The 12,291-nt window shown below is 64.8% G+C and carries 16 protein-coding genes; all 16 read right to left on the reverse strand.

Going from position 1 to position 12,291, the window contains the following annotated elements; genetic code table 11:
- Positions 1 to 22 precede the first annotated feature (22 nt).
- On the reverse strand, positions 23 to 907 hold the full coding sequence (locus AC4FWB_RS11145; RefSeq protein ID WP_491026049.1) for a flagellin N-terminal helical domain-containing protein: 885 nt from the start codon (positions 905 to 907) through the stop codon (positions 23 to 25).
- A 278-nt stretch (positions 908 to 1,185) separates the two neighbouring features.
- Entirely contained in the window at positions 1,186 to 2,088 is a 903-nt protein-coding gene (locus AC4FWB_RS11150; RefSeq protein ID WP_491026050.1) for a flagellin N-terminal helical domain-containing protein, read from the reverse strand.
- Positions 2,089 to 2,305: 217 nt separating this feature from the next.
- Positions 2,306 to 3,037 carry a flagellar type III secretion system pore protein FliP gene (gene fliP / locus AC4FWB_RS11155; protein ID WP_491026051.1) on the reverse strand — a complete coding sequence of 244 codons (732 nt, stop codon included), beginning with the start codon at positions 3,035 to 3,037 and terminating at the stop codon, positions 2,306 to 2,308.
- Positions 3,034 to 3,528 (reverse strand): flagellar basal body-associated FliL family protein, encoded by a 495-nt coding sequence (locus AC4FWB_RS11160; protein ID WP_491026052.1) that lies wholly within the window; start codon positions 3,526 to 3,528, stop codon positions 3,034 to 3,036. Before AC4FWB_RS11160 ends, fliP begins: the two co-directional genes overlap by 4 nt.
- Positions 3,529 to 3,546: 18 nt before the next feature.
- A complete protein-coding gene (gene flgH / locus AC4FWB_RS11165) occupies positions 3,547 to 4,251 on the reverse strand; it encodes a flagellar basal body L-ring protein FlgH (protein WP_491026053.1) in 705 nt (234 codons plus the stop codon).
- Positions 4,248 to 4,820, reverse strand: a complete 573-nt coding sequence (locus AC4FWB_RS11170; protein WP_491026054.1) for a MotE family protein — start codon at positions 4,818 to 4,820, stop codon at positions 4,248 to 4,250. The genes flgH and AC4FWB_RS11170 overlap by 4 nt, the downstream gene beginning before the upstream one ends.
- 2 nt (positions 4,821 to 4,822) lie before the next feature.
- Positions 4,823 to 6,064: a flagellar basal body P-ring protein FlgI gene (locus tag AC4FWB_RS11175; protein ID WP_491026055.1), complete on the reverse strand. Its 1,242-nt coding sequence runs from the start codon at positions 6,062 to 6,064 to the stop codon at positions 4,823 to 4,825.
- Complete coding sequence (gene flgA / locus AC4FWB_RS11180) at positions 6,061 to 6,573, reverse strand: flagellar basal body P-ring formation chaperone FlgA (RefSeq protein ID WP_491026056.1); 513 nt, start codon at positions 6,571 to 6,573, stop codon at positions 6,061 to 6,063. Before flgA ends, AC4FWB_RS11175 begins: the two co-directional genes overlap by 4 nt.
- 6 nt (positions 6,574 to 6,579) lie before the next feature.
- Positions 6,580 to 7,368 carry a flagellar basal-body rod protein FlgG gene (gene flgG, locus AC4FWB_RS11185; RefSeq protein WP_320219702.1) on the reverse strand — a complete coding sequence of 263 codons (789 nt, stop codon included), beginning with the start codon at positions 7,366 to 7,368 and terminating at the stop codon, positions 6,580 to 6,582.
- Positions 7,369 to 7,377: 9 nt separating this feature from the next.
- A complete protein-coding gene (gene fliE, locus AC4FWB_RS11190; protein WP_491026057.1) occupies positions 7,378 to 7,707 on the reverse strand; it encodes a flagellar hook-basal body complex protein FliE in 330 nt (109 codons plus the stop codon).
- A complete protein-coding gene (flgC, locus tag AC4FWB_RS11195; protein ID WP_126092197.1) occupies positions 7,707 to 8,123 on the reverse strand; it encodes a flagellar basal body rod protein FlgC in 417 nt (138 codons plus the stop codon). Before flgC ends, fliE begins: the two co-directional genes overlap by 1 nt.
- A 2-nt stretch (positions 8,124 to 8,125) precedes the next feature.
- Positions 8,126 to 8,506 (reverse strand): flagellar basal body rod protein FlgB, encoded by a 381-nt coding sequence (gene flgB, locus AC4FWB_RS11200; protein ID WP_491026058.1) that lies wholly within the window; start codon positions 8,504 to 8,506, stop codon positions 8,126 to 8,128.
- Positions 8,507 to 8,594: 88 nt separating this feature from the next.
- On the reverse strand, positions 8,595 to 9,257 hold the full coding sequence (locus tag AC4FWB_RS11205) for a hypothetical protein (protein WP_491026059.1): 663 nt from the start codon (positions 9,255 to 9,257) through the stop codon (positions 8,595 to 8,597).
- Positions 9,238 to 10,659, reverse strand: a complete 1,422-nt coding sequence (fliI, locus tag AC4FWB_RS11210) for a flagellar protein export ATPase FliI (RefSeq protein WP_491026060.1) — start codon at positions 10,657 to 10,659, stop codon at positions 9,238 to 9,240. The genes AC4FWB_RS11205 and fliI overlap by 20 nt, the downstream gene beginning before the upstream one ends.
- A gap of 4 nt (positions 10,660 to 10,663) precedes the next feature.
- On the reverse strand, positions 10,664 to 11,386 hold the full coding sequence (gene flgF, locus AC4FWB_RS11215; protein ID WP_491026061.1) for a flagellar basal-body rod protein FlgF: 723 nt from the start codon (positions 11,384 to 11,386) through the stop codon (positions 10,664 to 10,666).
- 7 nt (positions 11,387 to 11,393) lie between these two features.
- Complete coding sequence (locus tag AC4FWB_RS11220; RefSeq protein WP_491026062.1) at positions 11,394 to 12,170, reverse strand: DUF1217 domain-containing protein; 777 nt, start codon at positions 12,168 to 12,170, stop codon at positions 11,394 to 11,396.
- Positions 12,171 to 12,291 lie beyond the last annotated feature (121 nt).

The raw sequence follows: 12,291 nt of genomic DNA on the forward strand, positions 1-12,291 counted from the left end.
AAGGGTTGCTTCAGCCGGAATATCAGCTCTTGAACAGGGCCAGGATCGACTGCGAGTTGCCGTTGGCGATCGACAGCGCCTGGATGCCGAGCTGCTGCTGGACCTGGAGGGCCTGCAGGCGGGTCGATTCCTTGTTCATGTCGGCGTCCACCAGGGCGCCGACGCCCTTGTCGATCGAGTCGCTCAAATTGGAAAGGAAGCTCTTCTGGGTGTCGATGCGCGACTTGGCGGCGCCGAGATAAGCAGCGCCGGTGGCGAGCTTGGCAAGCGCGGTTTCAACGCTGTCGAGCGCCGTGTCGATGTTGGCGTCGGAAACGGCGGCCGCGCTCGGGTCGAAGAAGGCTGTGGCGAGCAGGCCGCCGACGATGCCGCCGGTGCCAGCCGTGTCGAGAACCTGCGTGTCAGCCGACTTGACCGTGATGGTGTCGATGGCGACCGTCGTGCCGGTGCGGTTGTATGAAGCGACGATCTGCAGGTCGGAGGCGGCGGTGCCGTCGTTCTGCAGCAGGTTCGAGCCGGCATAGCTGGCATTGGTGACGGAGGACTTGATCTGGTCCTGGATGGCCTTGATTTCGGTAGCGATCTTCTGCTGGTTGTCCTGGCTGGCGCCGCGGGCGGTGACCAGCTTGGCCTTGATGGCGTCAACCTGATCCTTGATGTTGGTGATGGCGGTGTAAGCGGTGTCGACCTTGCCGGCGCCGAGGCCGAGCGCGTCCTGGACGGCGGACAGCGCCTGGTTGTCGGACCGCATCGAGGTTGCGATCGACCAGTAGGCGGCGTTGTCGCTGGCGGTGGCGACACGATAGCCGGTCGAGATGCGGCCCTGTGTCGTTTCAAGCGCCTTGTTGGTGTTGTTCAGGCTCTGCAGCGCGGTCAGCGCGGCGGCGTTGGTCATGATACTAGCCAAGATACACCCCTTCTCAAAGCAGGCATGCCTCGCGCATGCCGGTCAACTTCCTGGCGGGGGCGTCATGCCTGTCGACCACCGGTCGGCCCGTCATAGCGATTGGTTAACCATAACTAGCGCGTCACAGTTAATGGCGCGTTAAAAGCCTGCCTTGAAACCGCGATGCGGTAGTATTTCTTAATGGAAGAGGCGCGCGTCGGAGGACAGTGGCGTCACAATGAAAATCGGGCCGCGCTGATGGCGCGGCCCGATGCAGATACCAGAAATTCGCTGGGCGATCAGCCGCGGAAGAGCGACAGGATCTGCTGCGAGTTGCCGTTGGCGATCGACAGCGCCTGGATGCCGAGCTGCTGCTGGACCTGGAGGGCCTGCAGACGGGTCGATTCCTTGTTCATGTCGGCGTCGACCAGCGAGCCGACGCCCTTGTCGATCGAGTCGGAGAGGTTCGACAGGAAGCTCTTCTGGGTGTCGATGCGCGACTTGGCGGCGCCGAGCGAGGCTGCGCCGGTCGCCAGGCCGCCCAGAGCCGTTTCAACGGTGCCGAGCGCGGTGTCGATGGCGGCGTCGGTGACGGCGGTGGCGCCCGGGGCGAAGAAGGTCGAGGCGACGACGTCCTTCAGCAGACCCGCGGTAAAGTCCGTCGCGCCAGCGCCGGTCTTGCCGAAAACCTGCGTGCTGGCGGCCGTGACGTCGACGGTGTCGATCGAGACGGCTGTGCCGGTGCGGTTGTACGAAGCGACGACATGCAGGTCGGAGGTTGCAGCGGCGTCGTTGATCAGCAGGTTCGAACCGGCGAAGTTGGCGTTGGTGGCGGACGACTTGATCTGGGCCTGGATGGCCGTGATTTCGGTCGCGATCTTCTTCTGGTCATCCACGCTGGCACCGCGCGCGGTGACCAGCTTGGACTTGATCAGGTCGACCTGGTCCTTGATGTCATTGATGGCGGTGTAGGCGGTGTCGACCTTGCCGGCGCCGAGGCCGAGCGAGTCCTGCACGGCCGACAATGCCTTGTTGTCGGACTTCATCGACGTGGCGATCGACCAGTAAGCGGCGTTGTCGCTGGCGGTGGCGACACGGTAGCCGGTCGAAATGCGCGACTGGGTGATCTCGAGCTGCTTGTTGGTGTTGCTGAGGCTCTGCAGCGCGGTCAGCGCAGCGGAATTGGTCATGATACTGGACATGGCTACTCGTACCTTGTTTTTACACGGATTTTTTTGACATACCGGCTTGTCCGGTATGACGGTGCGGCATCATGCCAATGATCGCTGAGACCCGATCACCCGCCATCTGGGGCGGACTATGCGGGCAACTTCCTACCAAACGGCTAAACTGGACGGTTAATCGAAAATATATTGCGCAACGTTCGAGCGATGCACCGTCGCACCGCCGGCGAGAGGGTCAGGTAAAGGACCGCACCAGGCTGCCGACCAGAAGATTCCAGCCGTCGATCAACACGAAAAACATGATCTTGAACGGCAGGGAGACCACCGTCGGCGGCAGCATCATCATGCCCATGGCCATGGTGACGGTGGCGACGATGAGATCGATGACGAGGAACGGCAGCACGATCAGGAAGCCGATCTCGAAGCCGCGCCTGATCTCCGAGATCATGAAGGCGGGCACCAGGATGCGCAGATCGACCGTCTCGCGCGACACGGTCTGGCCGCGCTCGCGGGCGAGATCGGCAAAGAGGTCGAAATCCTTGTCGCGCACATTGTGCAGCATGAAGCTGCGGAACGGATCGGAGATCTTCTCGAAGGCCTCCGCCTGGGTGATCTGGTTGTCCATCAGCGGCTTGACGCCGGTGTTCCAGGCCTGGTCGAAGGTCGGCGCCATGACATAGAAGGTCATGAACAGCGACAACGAGATCAGGATCAGGTTGGCGGGTGTCGACTGCAGGCCGATGCCGGCGCGCAGGATCGAGAAGGCGATGACGAAGCGGGTGAAGCTCGTCACCATGATCAGCAGGCCCGGCGCCACCGAAAGCACGGTGAGCAGGCCGAACATCTGGATGAGGTAGCCGACCGTGGTGCCGTCGGCCTTGCCGATGCCGCCGAGATCGAGCTGCTGGGCCGCGGCGACAGATGTGGTGACGACGATAAGCGCCGTGGCGATGAGGAATTTTCTCATTCGAGCAGCATCGTCCTGATGAGAACCTGTTTGACGTGGCCGCCGCTGCGCAGCGCAGCGCGCTCGTCGAGATCGGCCTTGAGGTGCTGGTAGCCGCTGGCGCCTTCGATCTGATGCATTTTCAGCGTGCGCACGTATGCGAGAAGGTCCTGATGGATCTGCTCGGTCATTTCCGGCGGCTGCGGCGCGTCGTAGAGCAGCGATGCCTCCAGCCTTATCCAGATTTCGCTCGGCGAAGCGAGATTGGTGGTGATCGGCGCGAGCTGGACCACCGTCGGTCCGGCAACGGGTTTGTCTGCGTCGGCGGGTTTCTCCGGGCTGCCGGCATTCTCCGGCGCGGCAGGCACCGGCGCCGGCGCTTCGCCCTGCTTGAGGTAGCCGCCGGAAACCCAGCCCAAGCCGATGGCAGCACCCGTCATGGCGAGAAGCATGGCGAGCTGAACCACCAGGGAAGGTCCCTTCTTGGGCTGTGTCTGCTCGACATTTGCCACGGACAGCGATCTCCCGGCCTAGAAAGGAAGAACCTGGTCGAGGATCTGCTGGCCGTAAGCCGGCTGCTGGACCTCCATCACACGACCGCGGCCGCCATAGGAGATGCGCGCCTCGGCGATACGCTCGTAGGGGATCGTGTTCTCGGCGCCGATGTCGGAGGGACGCACCATGCCGGCGATGGTCAGCACTCGAAGCTCATAGTTGACGCGCACTTCCTGAGAGCCGCTGATCATCAGATTGCCGTTGGGCAGCACCTCGGTGACGACGGCAGCGACATTGAGCTCAAGGTTTTCCGAGCGCTTGATCTCACCGTCGGCATTGGTCTCGGTGCTGGAGCTCAAGCCCGCATCGCCCTTGCCGCTGGTGCTCTTGCCGTCCCATCCGAGCGTGACGTCGTAGCCGAGCTTGCGCGCGGCGGTGCGGCTGCGGTCGTTCTGGTTCTTGAAATTGGCCTTGTCGTTGAGCTTGATGTTGACGGTCAGGATGTCGCCTTCCTGCAGCGCCCGCGGATCGGTGAAGAGCCGGCTCTGGCGGTCATCCCACAGCGAGAATTTCTTCACGGGCGCCGCCGGCGGCTCCGGATAGCTGTAGGGAGCCCCGCCGCCATTGCCGATGCCGGAGCCGACCGGCGACAGCGCAGGCTCCCGGCCGACCTCCTTGAGATCGGTGCCGCAGCCGGACAGACCGACAGCCGCGACAAGGACGAGCAGTTTCAACTTCATGACGGATCAACCCTTCGCGCCGCGCTGGCCATGATGCCGGTGAGCGCCGCCGCCGCCTTCTGGTCCATTTCGTTGAGAATGACGCCGGCTTTGCGTGAATCGAGCTTCATCAGGATGGCCGCCGCGAGCTCAGCATTGACCATCGCCAGCCGCTCGGCCGCGGCGTCGGGCTTCATGCCGGCATAGATCTTGACCACGCTGTCCTCGGCGCGCGCCAGGAACACTTCGCGGCGCTTCAGCCATTCTTCGTATTCGGTCCGCTTTGCCTCCAGAGCTTTCATGCGCTCGTCGATGCCGGCCTGGAGCTGCTTCAACTCCTCGGCCTGCAGGGCATAACGGCGGTCGCGCGCGGCGTCGGCGATGTTGGAGCAGAAACGCTGGATCTCGCTTTCGTCCGGCGCCTTCTCGCGTGTGAGCTGGGCCGGCTGAGCCGGCGCCTGTCCGCCGGGCAGCACCTGGCGCACTTCTTCCGCGCGGGCGGCGCTGCTCACCAGCGCAACGATCGCGGCAGCGGCGACGAGGCTCAGGTGATGATGCGGTTTTGAGGAGAAAAGCTCGATCATCGGCATGCCTATTGGAGAACTAGGTCGGCCTGCAAGGCGCCGGCCGACTTGATGCCTTGCAGGATGGCGATGATGCCGTCGGGCTTCACGCCGAGACGGTTGAGGCCGGAGACGAGCGTTTCGAGATCGGGACCGTCGAGCAAGGCGACGCGGGCGTCGGGCCGCGTGGCCTCGATGGCGGTGAAGGGCTCGACCGCGGTCTCGCCCCTGGAGAAGGGCTCCGGCTGAACCACTTTCGGCGCTTCGGTGATGCGCACGGTGAGCGTGCCGTGGCTGATCGCGACGCGCGAGATCTTGACGTTGTTGCCGATGACGATGGTGCCGGTGCGCTCGTCGATGACGACGCGAGCCGGCGTATCCGACTCGACGACCAGGTTTTCGATCTCGGCGTAGAAGCGCGCGGCGGAGACGTTCTTCGGCCGCCTGATCTGCACGGTGCGGGCGTCGCGCTCGGCCGCGACGCGCACACCGAAGCGCTGCGAGGTGTAATCGTTGACGGCGTCGGCGATGCGGATGGCGGTGGAGAAATCGGGATTGCGCAATTGCAGCGTCAGCACGCCCTGGTCGTCGAACTCGGCGGGCACCGGGCGTTCGACGATGGCGCCGTTCGGCACGCGGCCGGCGGTGGGCACGCCTTGCGTCAACTGCTCTGCCTGGCCCTTGGCGACGAAGCCGCCCACGATGACCGAACCTTGTCCGACGGCATAGATCTCGCCGTCGGCGGCCTTCAGTGGCGTCATCACCAACGTGCCGCCGGCGAGCGAGGTGGCGTCGCCCATCGAAGAGACGTCGATGTCGATGCGCGCGCCCGACTGGACGAAAGGCGGCATGTTGGCGGTGACGATGACGGCGGCGACGTTCTTGGCACGCGCGCTGCCGCCTTCGGTGGCGATGCCGAGATTCTCCAGCATGGCGCGGATCGACTGCTCGGTGAAGGGCGAGTTGCGCAGGCTGTCGCCGGTTCCGGCCAGGCCGATGACCAGGCCGTAGCCGACAAGCTGGTTGTCGCGCGCGCTCTGCAGCTGGGCAATGTCCTTGATGCGCGCCGCGACCTGGCCCGGCGGCAGCGTGCTCGGTCCCGTCGAAACACGGAACATGCGCGTGGTGGTGGCGGGATCGTATTCAGGGTCGTCGTAGACGCCGCCATTTTTCTGCGCAAGTTCGCGCTTGGCCTTGGGCGTGAGCCCATCGGCCAATGCCGGCTGGAGGCTGATGGCGGCGCTCAGCAGAAGTGCGAAGGCGCGCATCACGAGGCGCCGACCTTGATGGTGCCGTCGGCCATCACCGTGCCGGAGATGATCTTGCCGCTGTCGATGTTGCGGATCTTGATCTGGTCGCCGGCGGCGCCCGGCTGCAAGGTGACGCCGGCGGCCGAGATGGTGAGCGCGCCGGCAGTGAAATAGACCTGAACGGAAGCTCCTTGTTCGACCAGCCAGGCCTCGCGGATGGCGGCTACCGGGATGTAGCGGCCGGGCAGCAGCGTGCGCTTGGCGACTTTGCCCTGCAGCTCCTCCGAGCGCGTCGCCATGCCGTCCGGCTTGTGCTTGCCCGGCACAAGGGTCACCTGCTTCAGCGCCGCAAGCTCGATGGTCTCGCCGGGATAGATGACACGGCTGGGGATCAGCACGGCCTCGCCGACCGCCTGACTGGCGGCGATTTGATTGGCCGATTCCTGCGCAAGCGCCGGCATGTCGACGGCCACCAGCGCAAGGGCCAGCACGGCGCGTCGGAAAGCAGGGCAGGAGGCCGGCATCGCCATTATCCGTTACCTGATGTTCTTGGAGACCACCGAGGCCATGTCGTCGGCGGCCTGGATGACCTTGGAGTTCATTTCATAGGCGCGCTGCGCCGAGATCAGCTCGGTGATTTCCTTGACCGGATCGACGTTGGAGGATTCCAGATAGCCCTGCTCGATCGTGGCGAAGCCGGGATCGCCGGGAACGCCGACATTGGCCGGACCGGAAGCCGCCGTCTCCTGGAACAGATTGTCCCCGAGCGGCGCAAGGCCCGCTTCATTGGCGAAGTTGGCGATCTGGAGCTGGCCGAGAAGCTGGAGGTCGGTCTGGCCGTCGATGCGGGCAAAGACCTGGCCGGTCTTGTTGACGATGACCTCGACGGCATCGGTCGGCACGGTGATCGCCGGAATGACGTTGGCGCCGTCGACGGTGACCAGCTGTCCGGTGGCATTGGTGTTGAAGGCGCCGGCGCGGGAATAGAGCGTGCTGCCGTCGGCACCCTCGATCTGGAACCAGCCCCTGCCGGTCAGCGCCAGGTCGAAGCTGTTGCCGGTGCTGGTCAGCTCGCCCTGCGTGTGGACGTTGCGCACGGCCGTCGTCTTGACGCCGAGGCCGATCGAGACGCCCTCGGGCACCAGCGAGGTGTTCGAGCGGTTGGGCACCCCTTGCGTGCGATCGACCTGGTAGAGCAGGTCCGAGAATTCGGCCCGCGCGCGCTTGTAGCCGGTGGTGTTGATGTTGGCGATGTTGTTGGCGATGACTTCCAGATTGGTCTGCTGGGCGTTCATGCCGGTCGCGGCGATGGCAAGGGCTTTCATGACGCGGTCCTAGATACTCATGCGACTGATTTCGAGGTAGGCCGAGACGACCTTGTCGCGGATGGCGATGGTCGTCTGCAGAGCCTGCTGGGCGCTCAGCACCGCATCGACAACCTGGCGGGTGTCGGCATCGCCCTTGAGCGCCTGGATCGACATCTGCTCGGCGCCCTGCAGCGTGTTGACGGTCTTGGTCGCCGCCTGGCTGAGGGCCTCCGCGAAGCTGCCGCCGACGCTTTCGCTTGCCTGCGTCCCGACACCACCCTGAAGCAGGCCTGGCGAGGCGGCTTCCGCGCCGTCGATTGCCGGTTTGAACTGTAGTGCCCCGATACCGCCGATCATTACTGGTTCCTCATCAGGTCGATGGTCATGGAAATCAGATCGCGAGCCTGCTTGATGACCTGCAGGTTCGCCTCGTAGGAGCGGTTCGCCTCGCTCATGTCCGCCATTTCGACCAGCACATTGACGTTGGGCATCTTCACGTAGCCTTTTTCGTCGGCGGCCTCGTTGCCGGGCTGGAACTCGATCGGGAAGTCGGACGGGTCGCGCGCGATCGAGCTCACCTCGACCAGCGAGCCGCCGCTCGCGCGGTCGAGCTCGGATTGAAAGGTGATCGTCTTGCGCCGATAGGGATCGGCACCGGGCGTGTTGCCCGTCGATTGCGCGTTGGCGAGGTTCTCCGACACCACGCGCAGGCGCTCCGACTGGGCGCCAAGGCCGGATGACGCGACTTTGAGGGCTGCGGTCAGCGCGTCCATGGTCAGCTCTTCACCACCATCGTCATCATCGAATGGAAGGCCTTCACGATCGCCGTGTTGAGCTCGAAGGAGCGGCGCACTTCGCCGGCCTTCATCAACTCATCTTCGAGAACGACCGTGTTCTTCGACGGCATGATCGAGCCGGTGGGCTCCTCCGGCTTGACGTTGAAGCCGGCATTGGTTGCCTCCGCGCCGAGATGGCCGGCCTCGGTGGCTTTCAACGTCACCGCTGTGCGATCGAGAACCTTTTCGAAGGGCTCGACATCGTTTGCCGTGTAGCCCGGCGTGTTGGCATTGGCGATGTTGGAAGCGATCGCCGACTGGCGCACGGCCAGCCATTGCGACTGCCGGGTGGCGAGGTCAAAGAGGTTGACGGGTTCCATGGGACTCTCCGGGCGAGTACGCACAAGACTAGGCTGCCAGTCTTGCGCGGACCTTGCGCGGGACGAGCCCGCGGCCGCGACCGCGTCACTACTTGGAAAGCTCGATCACCTTGTCGGTGCTGGTGACGATCACCCATTTGCCGCCGCGCTGCTCGATCGAGGCGACGCGGCTGGAATCGGGCAGGACCGAGCCGCGCTGGACGATCCACAAGCCTGTATCGTCCTCGATCATGGCGCGGCCGTTGGCGACATGCACCATCTTGAATCCCGATGCGACGGGGAAGGGCTGCTCGTCGGGCGCCGGCGCGGGGGCCGGGTCGTCCTGCACCGTTCCGGTGGCAAGCAGGTCGATATCGGCATTGGGAACGTCCTTCGCCGTCAGCGGTCCACTGCGTTCGGCTGCAACCCCGCCGCCAGCGCGACCGGAATTGCTGCCGCTGCCGCCGAACTTGATGGCTTGCACGCCGAACTGCTCCTGGTTGAAGAAGATGTACCAGGGAAACAGCGCGCAGATCAGGCCGAGCGTGATGCCGAGCGCGGCGATGACGAAATCGCTGCGCCGGTCCGCTTTCCTGTTGGCCAGGCGCGGGAATTCGGCTCGCGGCGGCTGCGGCCACTCCACCTTTTTCGGGAACAGGCCATTGATAGCCAAGTCGCGGCTGGCGTGGACCTCCTCGGCGGCTTTGGCCTCGGCGATCATCTCGCGCAGCATGCGCTCGGTGTGCTGAAGATCAGTCTCCTTGGTCGCCATTCTGCTTCCCCTTGAGATGGCGGGCGAGATCGGCGAACGGATCGGCCGACGCGCGATCCCTCGGCGATTGCGTGAGCGCCTCGTAGATCAGCGGCACCTGGCGCACGGCGATGTCGAGCTCGGCATCGGCGCCGCCCTGATAGGCGCCGAGCAGGCGGATGTCGCGCGTGTCCTCGAAGCGCGCGATCATCGACTTCAGCCTGGTCACCAGCATGCGCTGCTCGGCGCTCCAGGCCTTGTCGGCGAGACGCGAGATCGACGACAGCGGATTGACCGGCGGATAGCGACCCTGCTCGGCGATCGCGCGGTCGAGCACGACATGGCCGTCGAGGATGCCGCGCACCGAATCGGCGACCGGATCGTTGTGGTCGTCGCCGTCGACGAGAACCGAGATGATGGCGGTGATCGACCCCTTGCCTTTAACCCCGGGGCCTTCGACGCCCGGCCCTGCTCGCTCCAGCAGCTTCGGCAGATCGGTGAAGACCGATGCCGGGTAGCCGCGCGCGACCGGCGGCTCGCCGGTTCCGGTCGCCACCTCGCGCAGCGCATGGGCGAAGCGGGTGATCGAATCCAGCACCAGAAGCACGCGATGGCCCTGGTCGCGGAAATGCTCGGCCACGCACATGGCGGTGTCGGGAGCGCGCCGGCGCATCATGGCGCTCTCGTCGCTGGTGGCGACGACGGCAACGGTCTTTGCCATGCTGTCGGCGCCGATGGTGTCCTCGAGGAATTCGCGCACCTCGCGGCCGCGTTCGCCGATCAGCGCGACGACGACGGTGTCGAAGGCCTCGGCGCCGGCGAGCATGGCAAGCAGCGTCGACTTGCCGACGCCGGAGCCGGCGAAGATGCCGAGCCGCTGGCCGAAGCAGAGCGGCGTGAAGATGTCGATCACCCGCACGCCGGTCAGGAAGCTCGTGCCGACCCGCTGGCGCGACATGGCGCCCGGCGTCAGTGCGTGCGCGGCATCGGCGGCGTTAGGCCTGGCCAGCGGCGGGCCGCCGTCGATGACGCGGGTCAAGGCGTCTATCGCGCGTCCGCGCCAGGAAGCGTGCGGCGCGACCGCGAGCGGACCGCGCCGGAACACGGCGTCGCCGAGGCCGGCATCGGCGCTGCGGTCGAACGGCGCTACCACCACCTCGTCGCGGCCTATCCTGACGATCTCGCCGCGGCGCGTGCCGGCCTTGCCACGCTGCTCGACGATGTCGCCGAGCCTGGCGATGTCGGAGAGGCCGCCCACCTTGTAGTGGGTGGGCGAGACCTCGACGACGTGGCCGCCGCGGCTGAGCAAATTTTCCGGATTGCCGAACCGCCGCCAGACGCCTTCGAGCGTGGCCAGCCGATCCGTCGGGCTGGCTTCGATAAGCCTCTCTGGCGCGCGCAGCAGGGACGAGCCGGTAGCCATGCCGCTACTTCGAACCGAGCGTCTTGATGGCGTCGTCGGTGGAGGAAGCGCTCTGCCGGATCAGCGCCGCCGTGTTCTCGAAGGCGCGCTGCACCTGGATCAGCCGGGTCATCTCCAGCACCGGATTGACGTTGGACTCTTCCAGGAACCCTTGCGCGACGCCGACGTCGGAGCGGTCGGTGACCGGTTCCGGCGCGCGTGCGGGCACGATGCCCGAATTGCCGTAGCGGACAAAATTGTCGCCCGGATCGAAATCGTAAAGGCCGATGGCGCCGACAAGCTGGTCGTTCTGGCGGAGCGAGCCGTCGGCGCCGGCCTTGGGCGGGCCGTTGCGCGGATCGAGCTGGATCGGCGCGCCGCCGCCGTCCAGCACCGGATAGCCTTCGATCGACATCAGCTCGCCGTTCTCGTTCATGGAGAAACGGCCGTCGCGGGTCATCACCGTGCCGGCCGGCGTCTCGATGGCGAACCAGGCGTCGCCTTGTATGGCGAAGTCGAAAGGATTACCGGTTTCGGTCATCGAGCCGTGCGCGGTGGAAAGATAGGTCTTGCCGGAGGATGCGAAGGAGACCGACTTCGGCCCGGTGCCGGAGACCACGTCCTCGAATTTCACGCCGGTGGCGCGAAAGCCAATGGTCGAGGCATTGGCGACATTGTCGGCGATGGTGTCGAGGCGACGCTCGAGCGCAATCTGTGAGGAGAGGGCGACATAGAGACTGTCCTGCATGGTGTTCTCAGAATTTCAGCTTCTGCATGGCCATCATCAGATCGGTCGAGATGCCGACCGTGGTCGGTTGCGCGAAGAGCACGCTGACCGAGGTCACGGCACTGGAGGTTGGGTTGTTGATCTCCCACAGGCTGGTGAAGCGGGTCAGGAACTTGTTCAACTTGTCGGGGTCCTTGAAGTCGGCGATATCGAGCTTCTGCTCGAACACCTGCGCCTGCTTGTCGATATCGGCGGAGGCGAAGGAGTCGGGCAGGCCGAGTGCGGTGCGGACCACGCTCGAAAGCGCGGTGTCGGCGAGCACGTCATACCAGTTGGTGATGTCGGGCGCTTTGCGCTGGAAATAGAGCGCCAGACGCACGCCCTGATTGGTCTCGCCGGCATTCTCCTCCAGCGTCTGGCGCATGTATTTGTCGATGGCGCCTTGCTGGGCGGAGGGAAACAGCGTGGCGGTCGAGCCGTAGGCCGCGAAGTTGAACGCCTTGACGAAATCGGCGTAGCGCTTGTCGCTCAGCTTGTTGGCGAAGCTGTCCGGGTCGGAGACACCTTCCTTCAACGCCTTGACCATGAAGGCCTTGGCGTAGGCCATGTCGCTCAGGCCGTAAGCCTTCATGGCATAGTTGAACAACCTGGTGTTCTTGACGAAATCGTCGATGGTTTTGACGTTGCCGATATTGGCCAGATAGTAGTCGGTCTCGCGCTTCACGACGGGCTGCGACTCGATCTGGTCGATCGCCTTGGGGATGTCCTTGGCGATGAGCTGGTAGCTCGTATAGGTGTTCAACATATGCGCCTCCGGCCGAAGCTATCCAGGAATGATAGCGAAGCTTCCTTGTGCGAAGCTGAATCGAGTTCCCGCCTCGTGATTCAAGCCTCACACAAGGCACGAGGACTATCCCTGATCCACG

This window comes from Mesorhizobium sp. LEGMi-168a, assembly GCF_058312955.1.

Coding starts and splice junctions, on each gene's coding strand:
- AC4FWB_RS11150 (WP_491026050.1), bottom strand. CDS start 2,088: ATGTCCAGTATCATGACCAATTCCGCTGCGCTGACCGCGCTGCAGAGC.
- fliP (WP_491026051.1), bottom strand. CDS start 3,037: ATGAGAAAATTCCTCATCGCCACGGCGCTTATCGTCGTCACCACATCT.
- flgH (WP_491026053.1), bottom strand. CDS start 4,251: ATGAAGTTGAAACTGCTCGTCCTTGTCGCGGCTGTCGGTCTGTCCGGC.
- AC4FWB_RS11170 (WP_491026054.1), bottom strand. CDS start 4,820: ATGCCGATGATCGAGCTTTTCTCCTCAAAACCGCATCATCACCTGAGC.
- flgA (WP_491026056.1), bottom strand. CDS start 6,573: ATGGCGATGCCGGCCTCCTGCCCTGCTTTCCGACGCGCCGTGCTGGCC.
- flgG (WP_320219702.1), bottom strand. CDS start 7,368: ATGAAAGCCCTTGCCATCGCCGCGACCGGCATGAACGCCCAGCAGACC.
- fliE (WP_491026057.1), bottom strand. CDS start 7,707: ATGATCGGCGGTATCGGGGCACTACAGTTCAAACCGGCAATCGACGGC.
- flgC (WP_126092197.1), bottom strand. CDS start 8,123: ATGGACGCGCTGACCGCAGCCCTCAAAGTCGCGTCATCCGGCCTTGGC.
- flgB (WP_491026058.1), bottom strand. CDS start 8,506: ATGGAACCCGTCAACCTCTTTGACCTCGCCACCCGGCAGTCGCAATGG.
- AC4FWB_RS11205 (WP_491026059.1), bottom strand. CDS start 9,257: ATGGCGACCAAGGAGACTGATCTTCAGCACACCGAGCGCATGCTGCGC.
- fliI (WP_491026060.1), bottom strand. CDS start 10,659: ATGGCTACCGGCTCGTCCCTGCTGCGCGCGCCAGAGAGGCTTATCGAA.
- flgF (WP_491026061.1), bottom strand. CDS start 11,386: ATGCAGGACAGTCTCTATGTCGCCCTCTCCTCACAGATTGCGCTCGAG.
- AC4FWB_RS11220 (WP_491026062.1), bottom strand. CDS start 12,170: ATGTTGAACACCTATACGAGCTACCAGCTCATCGCCAAGGACATCCCC.